The organism is Burkholderia sp. KL41 (assembly GCF_057005415.2).
The window spans coordinates 1,246,902-1,269,131 of record NZ_CM174446.1; the positions used below are offsets into that span (position 1 = coordinate 1,246,902).

General features: G+C 65.9%; 22 protein-coding genes and 4 tRNA genes. 21 read left to right on the top strand and 5 right to left on the bottom strand.

What is annotated here, in order from left to right:
- Positions 1-19: 19 nt before the first annotated feature.
- The 12 genes from PQB87_RS05980 to nagZ all read left to right on the top strand — a co-directional run bounded on the left by PQB87_RS05980 (position 20) and on the right by nagZ (position 11,855).
- A complete protein-coding gene (locus PQB87_RS05980) occupies positions 20-637 on the top strand; it encodes a sigma-E factor negative regulatory protein (protein ID WP_027788009.1) in 618 nt (205 codons plus the stop codon).
- A gap of 5 nt (positions 638-642) precedes the next feature.
- Positions 643-1,695: a MucB/RseB C-terminal domain-containing protein gene (locus tag PQB87_RS05985; RefSeq protein WP_021159694.1), complete on the top strand. Its 1,053-nt coding sequence runs from the start codon at positions 643-645 to the stop codon at positions 1,693-1,695.
- Positions 1,696-1,711: 16 nt separating this feature from the next.
- Positions 1,712-3,214: a DegQ family serine endoprotease gene (locus PQB87_RS05990; protein ID WP_021159693.1), complete on the top strand. Its 1,503-nt coding sequence runs from the start codon at positions 1,712-1,714 to the stop codon at positions 3,212-3,214.
- 7 nt (positions 3,215-3,221) lie between these two features.
- Complete coding sequence (locus tag PQB87_RS05995; protein ID WP_059681832.1) at positions 3,222-3,458, top strand: glutaredoxin family protein; 237 nt, start codon at positions 3,222-3,224, stop codon at positions 3,456-3,458.
- Positions 3,459-3,657: 199 nt separating this feature from the next.
- Complete coding sequence (gene lepA / locus PQB87_RS06000) at positions 3,658-5,451, top strand: translation elongation factor 4 (protein WP_021159691.1); 1,794 nt, start codon at positions 3,658-3,660, stop codon at positions 5,449-5,451.
- Positions 5,452-5,467: 16 nt separating this feature from the next.
- On the top strand, positions 5,468-6,361 hold the full coding sequence (gene lepB, locus PQB87_RS06005) for a signal peptidase I (RefSeq protein ID WP_027788005.1): 894 nt from the start codon (positions 5,468-5,470) through the stop codon (positions 6,359-6,361).
- A 153-nt stretch (positions 6,362-6,514) separates the two neighbouring features.
- A complete protein-coding gene (gene rnc / locus PQB87_RS06010) occupies positions 6,515-7,753 on the top strand; it encodes a ribonuclease III (protein WP_489242682.1) in 1,239 nt (412 codons plus the stop codon).
- 60 nt (positions 7,754-7,813) lie between these two features.
- Positions 7,814-8,713, top strand: a complete 900-nt coding sequence (gene era, locus PQB87_RS06015) for a GTPase Era (protein WP_027788003.1) — start codon at positions 7,814-7,816, stop codon at positions 8,711-8,713.
- Complete coding sequence (recO, locus tag PQB87_RS06020; RefSeq protein ID WP_021159687.1) at positions 8,700-9,536, top strand: DNA repair protein RecO; 837 nt, start codon at positions 8,700-8,702, stop codon at positions 9,534-9,536. Before era ends, recO begins: the two co-directional genes overlap by 14 nt.
- Positions 9,533-10,309, top strand: a complete 777-nt coding sequence (pdxJ, locus tag PQB87_RS06025; RefSeq protein ID WP_489242683.1) for a pyridoxine 5'-phosphate synthase — start codon at positions 9,533-9,535, stop codon at positions 10,307-10,309. Before recO ends, pdxJ begins: the two co-directional genes overlap by 4 nt.
- A 72-nt stretch (positions 10,310-10,381) precedes the next feature.
- Positions 10,382-10,810 (top strand): holo-ACP synthase, encoded by a 429-nt coding sequence (gene acpS / locus PQB87_RS06030; RefSeq protein WP_059681836.1) that lies wholly within the window; start codon positions 10,382-10,384, stop codon positions 10,808-10,810.
- 16 nt (positions 10,811-10,826) lie between these two features.
- On the top strand, positions 10,827-11,855 hold the full coding sequence (nagZ, locus tag PQB87_RS06035; protein ID WP_021159684.1) for a beta-N-acetylhexosaminidase: 1,029 nt from the start codon (positions 10,827-10,829) through the stop codon (positions 11,853-11,855).
- 193 nt (positions 11,856-12,048) lie between these two features.
- On the opposite strand, the gene PQB87_RS06040 is transcribed toward nagZ, so the two are convergent.
- From PQB87_RS06040 to earP, 3 genes are all read right to left on the bottom strand, one after another.
- Positions 12,049-13,434, bottom strand: a complete 1,386-nt coding sequence (locus PQB87_RS06040; protein ID WP_027788001.1) for a sigma-54-dependent transcriptional regulator — start codon at positions 13,432-13,434, stop codon at positions 12,049-12,051.
- Between the two features lie 269 nt (positions 13,435-13,703).
- Positions 13,704-14,261, bottom strand: coding sequence for an elongation factor P (gene efp / locus PQB87_RS06045; protein WP_011351421.1), 558 nt, complete (start codon positions 14,259-14,261; stop codon positions 13,704-13,706).
- Between the two features lie 128 nt (positions 14,262-14,389).
- Positions 14,390-15,574 (bottom strand): elongation factor P maturation arginine rhamnosyltransferase EarP, encoded by a 1,185-nt coding sequence (gene earP / locus PQB87_RS06050; RefSeq protein ID WP_489242684.1) that lies wholly within the window; start codon positions 15,572-15,574, stop codon positions 14,390-14,392.
- Positions 15,575-15,650: 76 nt separating this feature from the next.
- Between earP and uvrC the strand changes: the two genes are divergently transcribed.
- From uvrC to PQB87_RS06085, 7 genes are all read left to right on the top strand, one after another.
- On the top strand, positions 15,651-17,696 hold the full coding sequence (gene uvrC, locus PQB87_RS06055) for an excinuclease ABC subunit UvrC (protein ID WP_222153963.1): 2,046 nt from the start codon (positions 15,651-15,653) through the stop codon (positions 17,694-17,696).
- A 90-nt stretch (positions 17,697-17,786) separates the two neighbouring features.
- Positions 17,787-18,374 (top strand): CDP-diacylglycerol--glycerol-3-phosphate 3-phosphatidyltransferase, encoded by a 588-nt coding sequence (pgsA, locus tag PQB87_RS06060; protein ID WP_021163085.1) that lies wholly within the window; start codon positions 17,787-17,789, stop codon positions 18,372-18,374.
- A 145-nt stretch (positions 18,375-18,519) separates the two neighbouring features.
- Positions 18,520-18,595 (top strand) — tRNA-Gly (locus PQB87_RS06065).
- A gap of 53 nt (positions 18,596-18,648) precedes the next feature.
- Positions 18,649-18,724, top strand: a tRNA-Gly gene (locus tag PQB87_RS06070).
- 51 nt (positions 18,725-18,775) lie between these two features.
- Positions 18,776-18,851 (top strand) — tRNA-Gly (locus PQB87_RS06075).
- 100 nt (positions 18,852-18,951) lie between these two features.
- A tRNA-Cys gene (locus tag PQB87_RS06080) sits at positions 18,952-19,025 on the top strand.
- A gap of 171 nt (positions 19,026-19,196) precedes the next feature.
- Entirely contained in the window at positions 19,197-19,640 is a 444-nt protein-coding gene (locus PQB87_RS06085) for a GNAT family N-acetyltransferase (RefSeq protein WP_489242685.1), read from the top strand.
- 115 nt (positions 19,641-19,755) lie between these two features.
- On the opposite strand, the gene PQB87_RS06090 is transcribed toward PQB87_RS06085, so the two are convergent.
- Positions 19,756-20,304 (bottom strand): GNAT family N-acetyltransferase, encoded by a 549-nt coding sequence (locus PQB87_RS06090; protein WP_489242686.1) that lies wholly within the window; start codon positions 20,302-20,304, stop codon positions 19,756-19,758.
- 57 nt (positions 20,305-20,361) lie between these two features.
- Positions 20,362-20,982, bottom strand: a complete 621-nt coding sequence (locus tag PQB87_RS06095) for a helix-turn-helix domain-containing protein (protein ID WP_059681845.1) — start codon at positions 20,980-20,982, stop codon at positions 20,362-20,364.
- Between the two features lie 153 nt (positions 20,983-21,135).
- On the opposite strand from PQB87_RS06095, the gene PQB87_RS06100 reads away from it, so the two are divergent.
- Positions 21,136-21,372: a ParD-like family protein gene (locus PQB87_RS06100; protein ID WP_021163089.1), complete on the top strand. Its 237-nt coding sequence runs from the start codon at positions 21,136-21,138 to the stop codon at positions 21,370-21,372.
- A complete protein-coding gene (gene map, locus PQB87_RS06105) occupies positions 21,372-22,178 on the top strand; it encodes a type I methionyl aminopeptidase (protein WP_059681847.1) in 807 nt (268 codons plus the stop codon). Before PQB87_RS06100 ends, map begins: the two co-directional genes overlap by 1 nt.
- Positions 22,179-22,230 lie beyond the last annotated feature (52 nt).

Consider the following 22,230-nt stretch of genomic DNA (forward strand, 5'->3'; position numbering starts at 1 on the left):
GTGCAAGATGGGGAGCATCATGGGGTCGGTCAATACGCAGTCGCAAGCGTGCTCGCGCGGCGAGCGCCTTTCCGCGCTGGTCGATGGCGAAATGTTCGATGGCCCGGACAACGGGCAGTTTCTGGCTGAGCTCAACCGCGCGGATCGCGCTGCGTGGGCCCATTACCACCTGATCGGCGATGCGCTGCGCTCGGACGAACTGGCGCTGTCGCCCGCGCTGAGCGTCGCGTTCACCGCGCGCATGTCGGCTGCGCTCGAAAGCGAGCCGCACCTGCTCGCGCCGGCGGCCGCGCCCGTCGCGCGCAAGCTGCTGTCGCTGCGCCGGCGCGTCGTGCCCGCGTTCGCGGTTGCCGCCGCGGCGGCCACGCTGACGTGGATCGTCGTCCCGCAAATGCAGACGGCCGGTGCCCCGGGCGCCGTCCAGGTCGCGTCGGCCGGTGCGCCGCAAGGCGGCAACCTGCAGCGCGTGACGGTTGCGCAGGCATCGGCCCAGCCAGGGCTGCAGGACGTCAACATCATCCGCGACGCCAGCCTCGACCAATACCTTGAAGCGCACCAGCAATTCGCGCAGCAGCCCGTCGTCACGGGTTCGATGCCGCTGATCCGCGCTGCCGTGACCACCACGCCAGGCCAATAAACCCGATGCGGACATTGCAGTTGAATCAAGCCATCTCCGGATGGAAGCGGCTGCCGGCCCTCCTGCTTTGCGCAGCCGCCCTGTTGTCCGTTCAATCCCTTCCTGCCAGCGCCCAGCAACCGGACGATCCCGTCGCGACCCGCAAGGGTGCCGCGGACTGGCTCGACCGCGTCCAGCAAGCGGCGCAGCAGCAGAGCTACGAAGGCACGTTCGTCTATCAGCGCGGCGGGTATGTGCAGTCGTCGCGCATTGCGCACGTCGCGTCCCGCGACGGTGAGTTCGAGCGCATCGAGACGCTCGACGGCAAGCCGCGCAAGCTGCTGCGCCACAACGACGAGCTGTACACGTTCGTACCCGAGCGGAAGCTGTGCGTGGTCGAGCGCCGTCAGACGCGCGACTCGTTCCCCGCGCTGCTCGGCGCGAGCGGCGAGCACGTGATGTCCGTCTACGACGCGAAGTCGCTCGGCAAGGATCGTGTCGCGGGGATCGACGCGCAGGTCGTCGAGCTCGTGCCGAAGGACGCATACCGCTTCACGTACAAGCTGTGGGCCGATGCGCGCACGGGGCTGCTGCTGCGTTCGCAGACGCTCGATGCGAACGATCATGTGCTCGAGCAGATTGCGTTCTCGCAATTGCAGACGGGCGGCGCAAGCGGCGACAAGGCCGCGATCGCGGCCGGCATGCGCAACCTGAGCGGCTGGACGGTCGTACGCCCGCCGGTCGCGACGGTCGACATGGAAGCGCAGGGCTGGCAACTCGCACCGAGTGTCGCCGGTTTCCAGAAGATTCGCGAAGTGCGCCGGCCGATGGCCGCGCGCGACGCGGGTGAGCCGCCGATTCCGGTCGATCAGGCCGTCTTCACCGACGGTCTCGCGACGATCTCGGTTTTCATCGAGCCGGCCGAAAAGAATACGCGCAAGGAAGGCGCGGGCAGCACCGGTGCAACGAACGTTCTCGTGAAGCGCCGCGGCGACTACTGGATCACCGTGCTCGGCGAAGTGCCGCCGGCTACGTTGCAGCAGTTCGCGTCTGCCATAGAATACAAGGCTTCCAAGTAACGCTACGGCTTCCGACATGATGAAACTCACGCTGCGCAAATGGCTCGCGGCGGCGGCGCTGTCTGCCTGCCTGCCGCTCGTGCCACATACCGCGGTCGCGGTGACGGCTCCCGCTGCCAGCCTGCCCGACTTCGCCGATCTGGTCGAAAAGGTCGGGCCGGCCGTCGTGAACATCCGGACCACCGCCAACGTGCCGACGAGCAGCGGCCCGCGAGGGATGCTCCCGCCGGGCTTCGACAACGGCGACATGTCGGAATTCTTCCGGCGCTTCTTCGGCATTCCGCTGCCGCAGGCGCCCGGCAACGGTGGCGGCAATGGCGGCGGCAACCCGAAGAACGCGCCGGCGCCGGACAATCCGCCCGACACCGAACAGAATCGCGGCGTCGGCTCGGGCTTCATCGTGTCGGCCGACGGTTACGTGATGACCAATGCGCACGTCGTCGACGATGCGGACACCATCTACGTGACGCTGACCGACAAGCGCGAATTCAAGGCGAAGCTGATCGGCGTCGACGATCGCACGGACGTCGCGGTCGTCAAGATCCAGGCGTCGAACCTGCCGGTCGTCGCGATCGGCGATTCGAACAAGGTGCGTGTCGGCGAGTGGGTCGTCGCGATCGGTTCGCCGTTCGGCCTCGACAACACGGTGACGGCCGGCATCGTCAGCTCGAAGAGCCGCAACACGGGCGACTACCTGCCGTTCATCCAGACCGACGTCGCCGTGAACCCCGGCAACTCGGGCGGCCCGCTGATCAACATGCAGGGCGAGGTGATCGGCATCAACTCGCAGATCTACAGCCGTACCGGCGGCTTCATGGGCATCTCGTTCGCGATTCCGATCGACGAGGCGATGCGCGTGGCCGACCAGCTGAAGGCGACGGGCAAGGTCACGCGCGGCCGGATCGCGGTGGCGATCGGCGAAGTGACGAAGGACGTGGCCGATTCGATCGGGCTGCCGAAGGCGGAGGGCGCGCTCGTCAGCAGCGTCGAGCCGGGCGGCCCGGCCGACAAGGCGGGGATCCAGCCGGGCGACATCATCCTGAAGTTCAATGGCCGTTCGGTCGACACGGCGTCGGATCTGCCGCGCATGGTCGGTGACACGAAGCCGGGCACGAAGGCGACGGTCAGCGTGTGGCGCAAGGGTCAGGCACGCGATCTGCCGATCACGATCGCGGAAACCCCGGCCGAATCGACGGCGAAGGCCGAGCAGCGCAAGAACGCGCCGCAGAAGCCGCGCCAGGCCAACTCGCTCGGTCTGACGGTCAGCGACCTGACGGCGGAGCAGATGAAGACGCTGAAGCTGAAGAACGGCGTGCAGATCGACGGCGTCGACGGCCCGGCCGCCCGTGCGGGCCTGCAGCGCGGCGACATCGTGCTGCGTGTCGGCGACACCGACATCACGAACGCGAAGCAGTTCGCCGAAGTGACCGCGCAGCTCGATCCGCAGAAGGCGGTCGCGGTACTCGTGCGGCGCGGCGACAACACGCAGTTCGTGCCCGTGCGGCCGCGCCAGAAATAACGCGCCGATGTTCACGCTCTACGGCCGCGGCTGGTGCCACCTGTGCGACGACATGCGCGACGCACTGGCGCCGGTGGCGGCCGAATTCGGCGTTGCGGTCGATTACATCGACATCGATACCGATGCGGCACTCGTCGCCCGCTACGACGAGGACGTGCCCGTGCTGCTGCTGGACGGTGCGGAAGTGTGCCGCCACCGGTTCGACGCCGCGAAGGTGCACGGCGCGCTCGCGGCCCGGCGCTGAAGCCGGGCTGCTGCCTTGCGGCGGCGCTTGGTACCGGGCTATGCCCGGCGGGCGGCCCCGGCAGGGTGCCGCGCGGGCCGGCGTTGGAAATACCGCCCGGCGAAGGCCTTTTCGGCTAAAATAAGCCGTTTTTTCACCGACTTACACAAGGCGTGCTCAGCGGTCGTCGAGCGCGCCTTTTTCGCTTGATCGGCACTGAATGGATCATATTCGCAATTTCTCGATCATCGCGCACATCGACCATGGCAAGTCGACGCTCGCGGATCGCATCATCCAGGTATGCGGCGGCCTCGCCGACCGTGAAATGGAAGCGCAGGTGCTCGACTCGATGGATATCGAGCGCGAGCGTGGCATCACGATCAAGGCGCAGACAGCCGCACTGTCCTATCGCGCGCGCGACGGCAAGGTCTACAACCTGAACCTGATCGACACGCCGGGGCACGTCGACTTCTCGTACGAAGTCAGCCGTTCGCTGTCCGCGTGCGAAGGCGCGCTGCTGGTCGTCGATGCGAGCCAGGGCGTCGAGGCGCAGACGGTCGCGAACTGCTATACGGCGATCGAGCTCGGCGTCGAGGTCGTTCCCGTGCTGAACAAGATCGACCTGCCGGCCGCGAACCCCGAGAACGCGATCGAGGAGATCGAGGACGTGATCGGCATCGACGCGACCGACGCGACGCGCTGCAGCGCGAAGACGGGGCTCGGTGTCGAGGACGTGCTCGAAGCGCTGATCGCGAAGGTGCCGCCGCCGAAGGGCGATCCGGCCGCGCCGCTGCAGGCGCTGATCATCGACTCGTGGTTCGACAACTACGTCGGCGTCGTGATGCTGGTGCGCATCGTCAACGGCACGCTGCGTCCGAAGGACAAGATCAAGATGATGGCGACCGGCGCGCAGTATCCGGTCGAGCACGTCGGCGTGTTCACGCCGAAATCGCGCAATCTCGAATCGCTGTCGGCCGGGCAGGTCGGCTTCATCATCGCAGGCATCAAGGAACTGACGGCCGCGAAGGTCGGCGATACCGTCACGCATGCGACCAAGGCTGCCGCCGAGCCGCTGCCGGGCTTCAAGGAAGTGAAGCCGCAGGTGTTCGCGGGGCTGTATCCGGTTGAAGCAAACCAGTACGACGCGCTGCGCGAATCGCTCGAGAAGCTGAAGCTGAACGACGCGTCGCTGCAGTACGAGCCGGAAGTGTCGCAGGCGCTCGGTTTCGGTTTCCGCTGCGGCTTCCTCGGGCTGCTGCACATGGAAATCGTGCAGGAGCGGCTCGAGCGCGAGTTCGACATGGATCTCATCACGACCGCACCGACGGTTGTCTACGAGGTCGTGCAGAGCGACGGCTCGACGATCATGGTCGAGAACCCGGCGAAGATGCCGGAGCCCGGCCGCATCGCCGAGGTGCGCGAGCCGATCGTCACCGTGAACCTGTACATGCCGCAGGACTACGTGGGCTCGGTGATCACGCTGTGCGAGCAGAAGCGCGGCTCGCAGATCAACATGCAGTATCACGGCCGCCAGGTGCAGCTCACGTACGAGATCCCGATGGCCGAGATCGTGCTCGACTTCTTCGATCGCCTGAAGTCGGTGTCGCGCGGCTACGCGTCGATGGACTACGAGTTCAAGGAATACCGTTCGTCGGACGTCGTGAAGGTCGACATGCTGATCAACGGCGACAAGGTCGATGCGCTGTCGATCATCGTGCACCGCTCGCAGTCGCAATACCGCGGCCGCGAAGTGGCCGCGAAGATGCGCGAGATCATCCCGCGCCAGATGTACGACGTGGCGATCCAGGCCGCGATCGGCGCGCACATCGTCGCGCGCGAGAACATCAAGGCGCTGCGCAAGAACGTGCTTGCGAAGTGCTACGGCGGCGACATCACGCGAAAGAAGAAGCTGCTCGAAAAGCAGAAGGAAGGCAAGAAACGGATGAAGCAGGTGGGTTCGGTCGAGATCCCGCAGGAAGCGTTCCTTGCGATCTTGCGCGTCGAAGACAAATAACAGGACTGTTCCTTTTATGAATTTTGCGCTGATTCTTTTTGTGCTCGTCATCTTGACGGGCGTAGCGTGGGTGCTGGACAAACTGGTGTTCCTGCCGCAGCGACGCAAGGCGGCCGACTCGGCGATCGAGGAGTTCGATCGCCAGCAGTCGCGCATCGACAAGCGTTTCGCGGATGAAAACGCGGTGCAGACGCGTTCGAAGCTGCGCGACGAAAAGCTGCGCCAGCCGTGGTGGCTCGAGTACACCGCGAGCTTCTTCCCGGTAATCCTGGCGGTGTTCGTCGTGCGTTCGTTCGTCGTCGAGCCGTTCAAGATTCCGTCGGGCTCGATGGTGCCGACGCTGCTCGTCGGCGACTTCATCCTCGTCAACAAGTTCGAATACGGGCTGCGCCTGCCGGTGACGAACACGAAGATCACGCAGGGCAGCCCGCTGTCGCGCGGCGACGTCGTCGTGTTCCGCTATCCGAAGGACGAGTCGGTCGACTACATCAAGCGCGTGATCGGCCTGCCGGGCGATACCGTCGCATACCAGGACAAGCAGCTCACGATCAACGGCCAGCCGGTGCCCGAAACACCGCTGCCCGATTTCTTCGACGACGAGCGCCAGAATTACGCGAAGCAGTTCGAGGAAACGATCGGCAACAAGAAGAACGCGATCCTCAACAACCCGGCCGTGCCGCCGTTCGTGATGGGCGCATACGACTATCCGTTTCGCGACAACTGCACGTACAACAGCCGCGGCGTGATCTGCAAGGTGCCGCCCGGCCACTACTTCATGATGGGCGACAACCGCGACAACAGTGCGGACAGCCGCTACTGGGGTTTCGTGCCGGACCAGAACATCGTCGGCCGCGCGTTCTTCATCTGGATGAACTTCAGCGACCTCAAGCGCATCGGTTCCTTCAACTGATCGCATCCGGGTCACTCGCAATACGCGACGCACGGGCCGCGTCGCGTATTGCCGAACTACTTTAAGAACCGGCGGTAACACCGCCTCGTCACGCCTTTTCGCGTCCGGCCGTGCCGTTTCGGCCCGACCGGCGCCCGCGTTATACTCCTGCACATGCCCCTATCCCAGTTGGAAAGCCGGCTGCGCTACGAATTTCGCAATGCGGAATTGTTGCGCCAGGCTTTGACCCATCGTAGTCACAGTGCCACGCACAACGAACGGCTCGAGTTTCTCGGCGATTCCGTTCTGAATTGCGCGGTGGCTGCCCTTTTGTTCCAGCGTTTCAGCAAGCTGGACGAAGGCGATCTGTCGCGCGTACGCGCCAACCTCGTCAAACAGCAGTCACTGTACGAAATTGCTCAGGCCCTGAATATCTCGGACGGGCTGCGGCTCGGCGAGGGGGAGTTGCGCAGCGGCGGGTTCCGCCGCCCGTCGATCCTCGCGGACGCGTTCGAAGCCATCATCGGGGCCGTGTTCCTCGATGGCGGCTTCGAAGCCGCCCAAGGGGTCATCAAGCGCCTCTATATCCCGATTCTCGACCACATCGATCCGCGCACGCTCGGCAAGGACGCGAAGACGCTGCTGCAGGAGTACCTGCAGGGGCACAAGATCGCGCTGCCGACTTACACGGTGGTCGCCACGCATGGTGCGGCGCACAATCAGCAATTCGAAGTCGAATGCACGGTGCCGAAGCTCGACGTGAAGGTGTCGGGCTCCGGTGCGAGCCGGCGCGCGGCCGAGCAGGCCGCCGCGAAGAAGGCGCTCGACGAGGTGATGGCGGCCGCGCCGATGCTGGCCGCCAAGCCGAAGCGCTCGAAAAACGCACGCGGGTCGAAGCATGTCGAACCCGAAATCGTGCCGGGCGTGAAGGGCGTGCAGGAAGCGCTCGACCTGCGCTCGCCGGAGCGCAAGGAACGCGCGGCGGCGCGCGAGGCGAGGGCGGCCGGTGCGGCGCCCGCGGCAACCGCGGCGACCGGTAATGAGCCGGCCGCGGCGCCGATGGCCGCGATTCGCGCGGCACACGTCGATGCAACTGCCGAGAAGGGTGAACGGGCGGCGAAGCCGGCGGTCGACAAGGCTGCTGAAAAACCGGCCGAGAAGCCGGCCGAGCGACCCGACAAGGCCGCGGAGAAGCCCGCCGAAGCCGTGCCCGCCGCACGCGGAGCCGACAAGCCGGCTGCCCAGGCCGCCGATCCTGCCCCCGCGTCCGCCGACAAGGCTTCCGCCGGTACCGACTCCGCTTCGCGCACGGCTGCGCGCACGCGCGACACGACGGCACCGGATTCCGAGACGCCGCCGGGCGGCGTGAGCCTCGCTGCCGCGCAGGCGCGCGTGGCCGATGCCGACCACTGAATTGCCCATCGATCGTGCCGCGCGCCGCGCGGCCGTTTCCGAACCTGTCTCCCAAACGATATGAACACTCCCGCTCCTACCGGTTTCCGTTGCGGCATGATCGCGATCGTGGGCCGCCCGAACGTCGGCAAGTCGACGTTGATGAACGCACTCGTCGGCCAGAAGATCAGCATCACGTCGCGCAAGGCGCAGACGACCCGCCACCGCATCACCGGCATCAATACGTTCGACGACGCGCAATTCGTGTTCGTCGACACGCCGGGCTTCCAGACCCGCCACAGCACCGCGCTGAACCGTTCGCTGAACCGCGCGGTCACGTCGACGCTCACGTCGGTCGACGTGATCCTGTTCGTGATCGAGGCCGGCCGTTTCGGGCCCGACGACCAGAAGGTGCTCGACCTGATCCCGCCGGGCATGCCGACGCTGCTGATCGCGAACAAGATCGACCGCGTGACCGACAAGGCGTCGCTGTTCCCGTTCATGCAGCAGATGAGCACGCTGCGCGAATTCACCGAGCTCGTGCCGCTGTCGGCGCAGCGTCCGGAAGACATCAAGCGCCTGCTGGACACGATCAAGCCGTACCTGCCGGAAGGTGAGCCGATCTACGGCGAGGACGAACTGACCGACCGCAGCTCGCGTTTCCTCGCCGCTGAAATCCTGCGCGAGAAGGTGTTCCGCTGGACCGGCGACGAACTGCCGTACACGAGCACCGTGCTGATCGACAAGTTCGAGGAGGAAGGGCGCCTGAAGCGCATCTTCGCGACGATCCTCGTCGAGCGCGATTCGCACAAGGCGATGGTGATCGGCAAGAAGGGCGAGAAGCTCAAGCAGATCAGCACCGAGGCGCGGATGGACATGGAGAAGCTGTTCGACGGCCCCGTGTACCTCGAGACCTTCGTGAAGGTGAAGAGCGGCTGGGCCGACAACGAGGCGGGGCTGCGTGCCTATGGGTACGAATGACGCACTGACGTCGACCGAAGACGCGGTGACGGCCGGCGCGAACGACGCGCCGTTGCCGGCACCGCCCGAACCGCCGCGCAAGGCGCGGCGCGCGACGTCTCGCACGTCCGATTTCCGCGTCGCCGAACAGCCGGCGTTCGTGCTGCACAGTTACCCGTATCGTGAAACGAGCCTGATCGTCGACGTGCTGACGCGCGATCACGGCCGGCTCGCGCTCGTCGCGAAGGGCGCGAAGCGCCCGCACTCCGCGCTGCGCGGTGTACTGCAGACTTTCCAGCCGCTGCTGCTGTCGTGGTCGGGCAAATCCGAGGTGCGCACGCTGACGGGCGCCGAGTGGGTCGGCGGGATGCTGCCGCTCGGCGGCGACGGGCTGCTGTGCGGCTTCTACGCGAACGAGCTGCTCGTGAAATTCTGCGCGCGCGAGGATCCCCAGCCGCCGCTCTTCAACCACTACGTGCTGACCCTCACGCGCCTCGCCCACGGCGAGCCCGCGGTGCAGGTACTGCGCTCGTTCGAGCGCGTGCTGTTGCGCGAGACCGGCTACGCGATGGCGCTGAACCGCACGGTCGCGCGCCGCGCGGTCGAGCCTGACCGCCGCTACGTGTTCGATCCCGAGCGCGGCGTGCGCAACGCGGACGACGAAGTTCCGTCGCACTGGCCGGTCATTTCCGGGCAGACGTTGCTCGACATGGAGCAGGACGATTACCATCGAGCCCAGACGGTTGCGCAAAGCAAGACGCTGATGCGCTTCCTGCTGAACACCTATCTCGGCGGTACGCCGCTTGCCACGCGTCAGATCCTGATCGACCTGCAAAACCTATGAGCTTCTTCCTGACAACGCCCACCGCCATCGACCTCGGCGTGAACATCGACCACGTCGCGACGCTGCGCAATGCGCGCGGCACGACCTATCCCGATCCGATCCGCGCGGCGCTCGCCGCCGAGGAAGCCGGCGCCGACGCGATCACGCTGCATCTGCGCGAGGATCGCCGCCACATCGTCGATGCGGATGTGCGCAAGCTGCGCCCGCTGCTGAAGACGCGCATGAATCTCGAATGCGCGGTGACGGCCGAGATGCTCGATATCGCCTGCGAAGTGCGCCCGCACGACGCGTGCCTCGTGCCCGAGAAGCGCGAGGAACTGACGACCGAAGGCGGGCTCGATGTCGCCGGCCGCTTCGAGGCCGTGCGTGCGGCGTGCAAGCAGCTTGCCGACGTGGGCGTGCGCGTGTCGCTGTTCATCGACCCGGACGAGACGCAGATCCGTGCCGCGCACGAAGCAGGCGCGCCGGTGATCGAGCTGCATACGGGCCGTTATGCCGAAGCGCACGACGAAGCCGAGCAGCAGCGCGAATACGAGCGCATCGTCACGGGCGTACAGGCCGGTGCGCAGCTTGGCCTGAAGGTCAATGCCGGTCACGGGCTGCACTACACGAACGTGCAGCAGATCGCCGCGATCGACGGCATCGTCGAGCTGAACATCGGCCATGCGATCGTCGCGCACGCGATTTTCGCGGGCTGGGACAACGCGGTGCGCGAAATGAAGGCGATCATGGTCGCCGCACGCGTTGCCGCGCTGCATGGCGGCGCGCGTTGAAGATGAAAGGCCGCTGCGCATCGCACGTCATGCCTGACCCGGCTCAGCCGGGCCACACCGGCGCGTACTGACATGGCGATCTACGGCATCGGTACCGACATCGCGCAGGTGAGCCGCGTCGCGGCCGTGCTCGAACGCACGGGCGGCCGGTTTGCCGAGAAGGTGCTGGGCCCCGACGAGCTGCGCGTGTTCCATGCGCGCCGCGCCCGCTCCGAGGCGCGCGGCATCGCGTTCCTCGCGACGCGCTTTTCCGCGAAGGAAGCGTTCTCGAAGGCGATCGGGCTCGGCATGCACTGGCCGATGACGTGGCGTGCGCTGCAGACCCTCAATCACCCGAGCGGCGAGCCGTACGTGGTCGCGTCGGGCGAGCTGGCCGAATGGCTTGCCGCTCGCGGCATCACGGCACGCGTGACGGTCAGCGACGAGCGCGACTACGCGGTGTCGTTCGTGATCGCCGAGACGGACGCCGCGCCTGCCCCTGTTTCCCGAACCTCCTCCTGACGGAATTCCCGATTCGATGAAAACGACTCCCGGCCCGGTCATGCTCGACGTCGTCGGCACGGCCCTGTCGCGCGACGATGCGCGGCGCCTCGCGCATCCGAATACCGGCGGCGTGATCCTGTTCGCGCGGCACTTCCAGAACCGTGCGCAACTGACCGCGCTGACCGACTCGATCCGCGCGGTGCGCGAAGACATCCTGATCGCCGTCGATCACGAAGGCGGGCGCGTGCAGCGTTTCCGCACCGACGGCTTCACCGTGCTGCCCGCGATGCGGCGCCTCGGCGAGCTGTGGGATCGCGACGTGCTGCTCGCGACGAAGGTCGCGACGGCCGTCGGCTATATCCTGGCCGCGGAATTGCGCGCATGCGGGATCGACATGAGTTTCACCCCCGTGCTCGACCTCGATTACGGGCACTCGAAAGTGATCGGCGATCGCGCGTTCCATCGCGATGCGCGCGTCGTCACGCTGCTCGCGAAGAGCCTGAACCACGGGCTGTCGCTCGCCGGGATGGCGAACTGCGGCAAGCATTTCCCGGGGCACGGCTTCGCGGAGGCCGACTCGCACGTCGCGCTGCCGACCGACGACCGCACGCTCGATGCGATCCTCAAGCAGGACGTCGCGCCTTACGACTGGCTCGGCTTGTCGCTGTCCGCGGTGATTCCCGCGCACGTGATCTACACGCAGGTCGACAAGCGGCCGGCCGGGTTCTCGCGCGTGTGGCTGCAGGACATCCTGCGCGGGCGGCTCGGCTTCACCGGCGCGATCTTCAGCGACGACCTGTCGATGGAAGCCGCGCGCGAAGGCGGTACGCTCACGCAGGCAGCCGACGCCGCGCTCGCTGCCGGCTGCGACATGGTGCTCGTCTGCAACCAGCCGGACGCGGCCGAGGTCGTGCTGAACGGGTTGAAGGCGCGGGCAACGGACGAGTCGGTGCGACGCCTCAAGCGGATGCGCGCGCGCGGCAAGGCACCGAAGTGGGACAAGCTGATCGCGCAGCCCGAATACCTGCAGGCGCAGGCGTTGTTGAGCAGCGCACTGGCATGAGCGGGGAGGGGATGGCGCGACGTGTGCCATTCCCCGGTCGCCGAAACAAAAAGCCGCGCAACTGCGCGGCTTTTTCATGGGTTACTGCAGGTGCGAAACGGGTAGCGTCACGAGTCAAGCGGGCCGGGACGGTGATTCTCTTGGCGCAACTAACGGTCTGATTCCGCCAGTGCCTACAAGCATCGACGCCCGCTCAGTTCACCTTCATTCGCTGCAGCTTGTTGTACAGCGTCTTCGGGCTGATGCCGAGCAGCGTGGCTGCGCGGTGGCGCGTACCGCCGACCGCATCGAGCGTCGCGCGGATCAGCAGATCCTCGACGTCGGACAGCGGCGTGCCGACCTTGATCTGCACGCTGCTGCCGTTCAGCGCGGCGCCGGCCGAGAAACTCGGCTCGCCCGCGCGCAGCGTCTCGATGAAATCGCCCGATGCGTCGTACGCGAAGCGCACGCGTTCCTGCAGTTCTCGCACGTTGCCCGGCCATTCGTAGGACAGGCATTCGCGCACGAAGCCCGGTGCCGCGCGCTTGTCGGTCGTGCTGCGGCCGGTTGCGCGCGCTTCGCGGTTCAGCTCGTCGATCAGCGCGTCGCCGATCGCGAGTGCATCGCCGTCGCGCTCGCGCAGCGGCGGCATCGTGATCGACGCCGCGTCGAGGCGCAACCACAGATCCTCGCGCAGCGTACCGTTCGCGACCGCTTCGCGTGCCGGGCGGCGCGTGGTCGCGATCAGCCGGAAATCGCTCGTGATCGAACTCGTGCCGCCGATCCGCATGAAGTTCTGCGAATCGAGCGCATGCAGCAGCGCTTCCTGCAGCACGAGCGGCAGCGCGGTGATTTCGTCGAGGAACAGCGTGCCGCCGCCGGCCTGCTCGAACAGGCCCGATTCGCGGCGCTCGGCGCCGTCGAACGCGCCGCGCTCATGGCCGAACAGTACGCTGTCGAGCGATGCGCCGTGCCGGCCGGCCTGCGCGATCGTCCTGCAGTCGAACGACACGAATGGCCCCTTGCGGCGCCGGCTCAGGTCGTGCAGCGTGCGCGCGGCCAGCTTCTTGCCGGTACCGGCTTCGCCGGAGAACAGGACGGCCGTTTCGGTGCGCGCGTTGTGCTCGATCATGTCGTACACGTGCTGCATCGCGTCGCTGCGGCCGACCAGCGCGCCGAAGCGGCCGAGATGGCGCAGCGACGCGCGCAACGACTGCACTTCGTCGATCAGTTCGTAGGGGCGGGGGATCCGCGCGAGCAGGCTGCGCAGGCGCGGAATGTTGATCGGCTTCAGCAGGTAGTCCCAGATACCGTGACGCAGGCCCTCGATGGCGCTCTCGACCGTCGCATTGCCCGTCAGCACGATGACGGGCAGCGAGCCGTTCGGCTGTTGCTGCGGCAGGTGCTGGAGCAGGTCGAACCCGCTGCCGTCCGGCAGGTTCAGGTCGACGAGCACGACATCGGGAATCGAGCGGCCGAGCGCCGTGCGCGCTTCGGCGAGCGACGTGGCCGTGTCGACCGAGAAGCCGTCCGCGGCGAGCAGCGCGGTGAGGCCGGACAGACTGTTGGGATCGTCTTCGACAATCAGGGCGTGTGGCATGGTGGACGCGAGTCGAGTCAAGAGAGGCGGGCTGTCGGTCATCGGGGCCGCAGCCGCATGTCAGATTAAAAACTGATTTTATGCCCCGCTGAACGCGTAACGAGCATTATTTCTCCGGCGCTATAAAACAGTTACCGATGATACAAATTGAATATCTTTACCGGTGGATTTTGTGCTTTACATGAGCCTCGCCTGCGCTCGCTTGTTGGCGCCGGACAAACAAAAAGCGCCCCGAAGGGCGCTTTGTTCGATGCGGGCATCGCTGGCGATTACGCGCGGCTGCGGTATTCGTTCGTGCGCGTATCGATTTCGATCTTGTCGCCGGTGTTGCAGAACAGCGGCACTTGCAGTTCGAAGCCCGTTGCGAGCTTCGCGTTCTTCAGCACCTTGCCCGACGACGTGTCGCCCTTGACTGCCGGTTCCGTGTAGGTGATCTCGCGAACGAGAACCGTCGGCAGTTCGACCGAGATCGCCTTCTCGTTGTAGAACACGACTTCGCAAGCCATGCCGTCTTCGAGGTAGTTCAGCGCTTCGCCCATCATTTCGGCTTCGACTTCGAACTGGTTGTAGTCGGCGTCCATGAACACGTACATCGGGTCGGCGAAGTACGAATACGTCACTTCCTTGCGGTCGAGCACGACGACGTCGAACTTGTCGTCAGCCTTGTAGACCGCTTCCTGGCCTGCATTGGTCAGCAGGTTCTTCATCTTCATCTTGACGACGGCGGAGTTGCGGCCCGACTTGTTGTATTCAGCCTTGGCGATGACCCATGCGTCGCTGCCGATCTGCACGACGTTGCCTACGCGGAGTTCCTGTGCGGTTTTCATAAAAAACTGTCCTGATCAAATCAAATAAATAGGTGCCTGAGCGTTGCACAACGGGTGAGGCGCCAAGCAGACGCGTTCCGGTGGGCGCCAAAAGCAAGCGCTTGCGCGGTCGGCCGTCGGATAACCGCTTATTTTAACTGAGATTTTGCGTATTCCGCCAGCTTTCCCGTGAGATCGCCGACGGCCGCGAGCGCATCGGCCCAGCGGGCCGCGTTGGCGTCCAGTGCGGCGCGGTGCTGCCAGAAATCCGCCCAGTCTGGCGTGCCGGCGCCGTTCCAGGCATGCCAGAACCGCTCGAGCGCCGCGCGCGGCGCGTCGGCGAGGCCGGCCGACAGGTGCGCGAGCGCGGCGTCGAGCTTCGGCAGATGCACGTCGTCGGCCTGCGGATAGATGTGCCACACGAACGGCTTGCGTGCCCACTGCGCGCGGACGAACGAATCCTCGCCGCGCACGAAATTGATGTCGGCCGCCCACAGCAATGGATCGTAGTCAGCCTGGGGGACGAACGCGAGCCCGTGAGCCGTCAGGTTGCCGCTGTGCGCATGCGTGCCCGCGTCGAACGACTCGACCCCGAAAAAACGCGCGACGGCAGGCGACACGCGGCCGGCCGGCACGAGCGCGACGACCGGCGACGGGCCGTCGCGCCACTGCGCGAGCAGCGCGTCGACGGCCGGATTCTCGTACGCGAACAGGCTGACGACCGTCGTGCCGGCGGCCGGCGGCGCGCCGCCGGTCGCGCGCCGCCACCATGCGTCGCGCGCCGCCGCGTCGGCTTCGAAGGCCGTGCGGCGCGAATCGAGGTCGTGCTCCTTCAGGACGCCGCCGGTGCCGGCCGACAGGCCGGGGAAGAAAAACGTCTTCAGCAGCGGGTAGCGAGGATGCGGCGACGGGCGCAGATGGAAGTCGGCGACCCAGTCCTCGGCGCTCAGGTATTCGAGGTTGATCCACACGGGGCGGCGCGCGCGGCGCGCCATCGCCGCGAGATACGCGCCGGGCAACTCGCACGCGAACGCTTCGATCACGACATCGGCGATCTCCAGCGCGTCGCCGACTTCCGCATGCCAGTGCTCGACCACGATCGTGTCGACCGTCTGCCGACCCGCGTCGGGATCGACCCCGGGCAGCAGGCGCGAGAACGTGCGCAAGTCGTCGATGAACAGGCGAACCTGCCAGCCGTGCTCGTGCGCGAGCTGGCGCGCGAGGCGCCAGCAGACGCCGATGTCGCCGAAATTGTCGATCACGGTGCAGAAGAGGTCGCAGGCGATCGGTTCGCCCGGCGCGGCGGGCAGGGGGGCAGCGGTGGTGCGTAGCATCGAAGCGGGCCGGTGAATGCTCTAAACTGGCGATTCTAATAGACCCGTTCCGCGTTACAAGGCGCCCGGATCACGCATGACATCCCCTGAAGCTTCCGATACCCCGTTCGAACCGAAGAAGATCCTTGCGCAGTTGCCGCACATGCCGGGCGTCTATCGCTATTACGACACGACGGGCGCCGTGCTCTATGTCGGCAAGGCACGCGACCTGAAGAAGCGCGTATCGAGCTATTTCACGAAGACGCAGCTGTCGCCGCGCATCGCGATGATGGTCACGCGCATCGCGCGCATCGAGACGACCGTCACGCGTTCGGAGGCCGAAGCGCTGCTGCTCGAGAACAACCTGATCAAGGCGCTCGCGCCGCGCTACAACATCCTGTTTCGCGACGACAAGTCGTATCCGTACCTGAAGCTCACCGCACACCGCTTTCCGCGCATGGCCTATTACCGCGGCTCGGTCGACAAGCAGAACCAGTATTTCGGGCCGTTCCCGAGCGCCTGGGCCGTGCGCGAGAGCATCCAGATCCTGCAGCGCGTGTTCCAGTTGCGCACCTGCGAGGATTCGGTCTTCAACAACCGCACGCGGCCGTGCCTGCTGCATCAGATCGGGCGCTGCACGGCGCCGTGCGTCGGCGCGATCTCCGACGAGGATTACGCGATCGACGTGTCGAACGCCGCGCGTTTCCTGCTCGGCCGGCAGTCCGAAGTGATGAAGGAGCTCGAGCAGAAGATGCACGCGTTCGCGTCCGAGCTGAAATTCGAGCAGGCGGCGGCCGTGCGCAACCAGATGAGCTCGCTCGCGACGGTGCTGCACCAGCAGGCGATCGAGGTCGGCAGCGACAGCGACGTCGACATCCTGGCGGTGGTCGCGCAGGGCGGGCGCGTGTGCGTGAACCTTGCGATGGTGCGCGGCGGCCGGCATCTCGGCGACAAGGCGTATTTCCCGACGCACGTCGAAAGCGCGCTGACGCTCGCCGAAGGCGGTCTCGGCGACGAGTCCGAACTGGCGGAGGCGGCCGCCGCGCCTGCCGACGCACCGGCCGACGCATTACCCGACCTGCCCGCCGAAGAATCCGGCCGCGCGCGCGGCGAAGCGACGGCGTCGGTCGAGGCCGAGGTGCTCGACGCGTTCATCGCTCAGCACTATCTCGGCAATCGCGTGCCGCCCGTGCTGGTCGTGAGCCATGCGCCCGCGAGTCGCGACCTGCTCGAATTGCTGTCCGAGCAGGCCGGCCACAAGGTGTCGCTGGTGCGGCAGCCGCAGGGGCAGCGGCGCGCGTGGCTGTCGATGGCCGAGCAGAATGCGCAGATCGCGCTCATGCGGCTGCTGTCCGAGCAGGGCTCGCAGCAGGCGCGCACGCGTGCGCTCGCGGAGACGCTCAGCTACGAATGCGACGATCTCGCGACGCTGCGGATCGAGTGCTTCGACATCAGTCATACGATGGGCGAGGCGACGCAGGCGTCGTGCGTCGTCTACCACCATCACAAGATGCAGTCGGGCGAGTACCGTCGCTACAACATCACCGGGATCACGCCGGGCGACGACTACGCGGCGATGCGGCAGGTGCTCACGCGCCGCTACGAGAAGATGGTCGAGCAGGCGGCCCAGGCGGCGGCTGTCGACGAAGCGGCCGGCATCGACGGCGAGTCGACGCGCCAGGCCGAGGCGTCGAGCCTGCTGCCGAACATCGTGCTGATCGACGGCGGCAAGGGTCAGGTCGAAATCGCGCGCCAGGTGTTCACCGAGCTCGGCCTCGATACGTCGATGCTGGTCGGCGTCGCGAAGGGCGAGGGGCGCAAGGTCGGCCTCGAGACGCTCGTGTTCGCGGACGGCCGCACGCCGCTCGAGCTCGGCAAGGAGAGTGCCGCGCTGATGCTCGTCGCACAGATTCGCGACGAGGCGCACCGCTTCGCGATCACCGGCATGCGCGCGAAGCGGGCGAAGGCGCGCCAGACGTCGCGGCTCGAGGAGCTCGAGGGCGTGGGCGCGAAGCGCCGGCAGCGGCTGCTCGCGCGGTTCGGCGGGTTGCGCGGCGTGGTGGCCGCGAGTGTCGAGGAACTCGCGAGCGTCGAGGGCATCTCGCATGCGCTCGCCGAGCAGATCTACAAGCAGCTTCACTGACGCGGCCGTGCGGCCGGCTGCCTCGCCAGCGTTCTTGTGGCAGGCCGGTCGACACGGCACAATTGCGAATCCTTTACTGTCCCGCATGCCATGCCGTTCAATTTCCCGATTTTCCTGACGTGGGTACGGATCGTGCTGATTCCGCTCGTCGTCGGCGTGTTCTATCTGCCGGACACGGTGATGGGCGGCGCGCACCGCAACCTCGCGGCGGCGGCGATCTTCATTCTCGCGGCGCTGACCGACTGGTTCGACGGGTTTCTAGCCCGCAAGTGGAACCAGACGTCGTCGTTCGGCGCCTTTCTCGATCCGGTGGCGGACAAGCTGATGGTGACGGCGGCGCTGCTGATCCTCGTGCAGATTTCGCGCGTCGACGCGGCGATTGCGCTCGTGATCGTCGGCCGCGAGATCGCGATTTCGGCGCTGCGCGAATGGATGGCACAGATCGGCGCGTCGAAGAGCGTGGCGGTGAACCAGCTCGGCAAGTTCAAGACCGCATGCCAGATGGTCGCGATTCCGATGCTGCTGTTCTACGGGCCGCTGCCGCTCGGTATCGCCACGATCGATACGCGCGTGTGGGGCGAGTGGCTGATGTATCTCGCGGCGGTGCTGACGATCTGGTCGATGCTGTACTACATGAAGCTCGCGTGGCCGCAAATTCGCGAGCGCGGCGGCGCGTGATGCGTGTCACGCGTTCGGACGAGCAGGTTTTTTGGAAAAAGGGCTGGAAAAGCCCTTGACACACGAATGTGCCTTCGACATAATCTCGCTTCTCCGCTGCACGACGAAGTAAGTGTGTGACGGGGAAGCAGTAGCGCAGCAGCATGCGGGAGTAGCTCAGTTGGTAGAGCGCAACCTTGCCAAGGTTGAGGTCGCGAGTTCGAGACTCGTCTCCCGCTCCAGATTTTTTCTGGCAGCGTGTAGTACGGCAAAGCGCTGCAGATGCAGGACACATGCGGGAGTAGCTCAGTTGGTAGAGCGCAACCTTGCCAAGGTTGAGGTCGCGAGTTCGAGACTCGTCTCCCGCTCCAGATTTTTCTGGCAGCGTGTGGTACGGCAAAGCGCTGCAGGTGCAGGACAATGCGGGAGTAGCTCAGTTGGTAGAGCGCAACCTTGCCAAGGTTGAGGTCGCGAGTTCGAGACTCGTCTCCCGCTCCAAGTAATGGGGAAGCCACGCTTCCCTTTTTATTTGATGGACCTCCGGTCCTCGAATAAAAAATCTGTCGCTTGCCTCACGGCATCCGGACAGTCCGCTTTTGGCGCGATAGCAAAGCGGTTATGCAGCGGCCTGCAAAGCCGTTTAGGCCGGTTCGACTCCGGCTCGCGCCTCCAGGTTGGAAGAGAAAAAGCCCCGCTTCGGCGGGGCTTTTCTTTTTTCCGCGCCCGTTGCGGAGGTGGCTCGTGAGACGGGCGGGATGGATGCGGTAGCATGACGCGACCCGCGGGCGTTTGGGCCCCGAGCGAAACGTCGAGGCTGTCGATGCAGAAACCTGGTGAGGCGGATTGAACACCTCGGAGCCCGAAACGAGGGACGCGCGGCTTTCCGATTGCGCCGCAATCGCGAGGCTGTTGCGCCAGCTCGGATATGACGTCACGCCCGCGCTGATCCATGAAAAATTGCTGTCGCTGGCCGACAAGCCGAGTGACCGGGTCTGCGTGGCGATTCTGAATGGCGAGATTGTCGGCAGTATCAGCCTGCACATCCTTCCGCTCTTTCACGCGGCCGGGAATCTCGGGCGCATCACGAGCATGGTCGTCGACGAGCGTCACCGGGGATGCGGAATCGGCGGTGCGCTGATGGCGGACGCGCAACGTTGGTTCGAGCGCGGCCGATGTGTGAAGCTGGAGGTGACGAGTGGTGACCAACGTCCGGACGCCCACCGTTTTTATGTGCATCACGGTTTCGCGCGCGACGGGCAGCGTCTTTCCAGGAAAATGCGCACGTAGCGCGTGTTTGAAAACAAAAGCCCGCTGCGAGCGGGCTTTTTGATTTCGGCAGATGCAGCGGGATTCTCGAACGGGCTTCGACCATGCGATGCCGCTTGTCCGTCGCGACATCCGCTCAACCGTCCACCGGTTGCGCAGGCGTGTCGAGCGTCAACTGATAGAACGCCGCATCGAGCCAGCGGCCGAACTTGAAGCCCGCTTCCCTGATCGTGCCCGAGTGCACGAATCCCAGCTTCGCATGCAGTGCGATGCTCCCCGCATTGGCCGCATCGATGCAGCCCACCAGCACGTGTGCTTCCGCTTCCCGCGCGCGCCGGACGACTTCGCGCAGCAGCACTTCGCCAAGCCCGCGGCCGCGCTGGTCGCGATGCACGTACACGCTGTGTTCGACCGTGTACTTGTAGGCGGGAAACGCGCGGAACGTGCCCCAGCTCGCGAAGCCGAGCAGCGTGCCCGATGCGTCGACCGCGCCGATGACCGGGAAGCCGCCTGCGCGTTTCGCCGCGAACCACGCGACCATCGCTTCCGGCGGGCGCGGCTTGTAGTCGTACAGCGCGGTCGAGTTCGCGATCGCGTCGTTCAGGATCTCGAGGATGGCCGGCGCATGCTCGGCCTCGCTGCAATCGATCAGGCGCACGTCGTCGCGCTGTTTCGGGGAATTCATACGGACTCCTGTGGGCAGTAAGGGGGCGCGCGCACGGCTGCTGCGACGATGCGTTCATCAGGGATTGCGCACGCCGGCGGCGGACGCATCGCAGATCACGACGACATAACGCGCGGCGTGCGGCGACGGATTGCTGAAAATCAGCGGCTGGTCGAGCCGCATGGCCAGGCAGTCGCCTTCGTGAAGTTCGTGAAGCGTTTCGCCGAGCGTGACGTCGACGCGGCCGCTGATGATCCACACCTGCTGATGCAACGCGCTTTCGCGTCCGCCACTGTCGTACGCGACGCGCGCACCGGGCGGGAAATCGACCTCGACGAGCTGGATCGGCGACGGCCAGCCGGCCGGGGAGAGGTTGCGGCGCACATAACCGGACGCCGGATCCCGCCATTCGGCCTGCTGCGCGCGGCGTGCCAGCGGCTGCGCGGGCGCGTCGTCCTGGTCGCCGCCGAACAGCCCGGCCAGCGACACGCCGAGACCGGCTGCTAGCTTGTCGAGCACGACGGCCGTCGGGCTGGCCGATGCACGTTCGATGAGCGAGATCATCGAACGGCTGACGCCGGAGCGCGCAGCCAGCGCATCGAGCGTGTAGCCTCGCACGGTGCGCAGGTCGCGCACGCGCCGGGCGATGCGTTCGTTGATGCCGGTGTCGTCGGCAGCGGCGGTGACGGATTCTTTCATGGTGGATTTATTTTCCAGCAAACTGGAATTCGATGTCAACGCTGGCGACGGGATGACCGCCGGCCGACGGCTCGACGGAATCCGCATGGCTTGCCCGCCAGCCGACCGCAGCGTAATATACGAACCGACTACGTTTCGTTTAATTGGGGATATATGGGCATCATCAAGATTTCCGAGCACATGCACGAGCGGCTGCGCTCGACCAGCACGGCGCTGAGCCGCTCGATCAACGCACAGGCCGAGCACTGGCTGCGCGTCGGGATGCTGGCGGAACTCAATCCGGCGCTGTCCTACGGCGACATCTGCCGGATGCTGATCGAGGCCGAAGCACGGGGCGGCGACGCGGGGCCGGCGGAACCGGTCGAACACGGCATCGAGCAGGTGGCGTAATGGCGAAGCGAGAAATCCCGATCCGCGGCATGGCGGAAATCGCCAAGTCGCGCGAAGCCGCGAAGCTGGCGTCGCAGGTACTGACGATGATCACCGAGCACGTGAAGCCGGGCGTCACCACCGACGAACTGGACGCACGCTGCCGCGAATACATCGTCGACGTGCTCGGCGCGATCCCGGCGAACATCGGCTACCACGGTTATCCGAAGACGCTGTGCACGTCGGTCAACCACGTTGTGTGTCACGGTATCCCGACGTCGCGGCCGTTGCGCGACGGCGACATCGTGAACCTCGACATCGCGGTGATCAAGGACGGCTGGTTTGGCGATACGAGCCGCATGTATTTCGTCGGCGAACCGAACGAACTCGCGCGGCGCCTCGTCGCGACGACCTATGAGGCGATGCATGCGGGCATCCGCGCGGTACGCCCGGGTGCCACGCTCGGCGACGTCGGCTACGCGATCCAGCAGGTCGCGCATCGCGAAGGATTCAGCGTGGTTCGCGAGTACTGCGGGCACGGCATCGGCGACGTCTATCACGACGAGCCGCAGGTGCTTCACTACGGCCGCCCGGGCACGGGCGTACCGCTGCGGCCGGGGATGATCTTCACGATCGAGCCGATGCTCAACGCGGGCAAGCGCGACACGCGCATGCTGGCGGACGGTTGGACGGTCGTCACGAAGGACCATTCGCTGTCGGCCCAATGGGAGCACATGGTCGTGGTGACGGAAACGGGCTTCGAGGTGCTGACCGAGGATGTGAAGCCGCAAGCGTTCCAGGCGCTGTCCGGCACGCACGCTGCCTGACGCGTAAAGTGCGCCGCGAAGGGCGGTGCGGCGGCACAGTGAAACGGGCTCC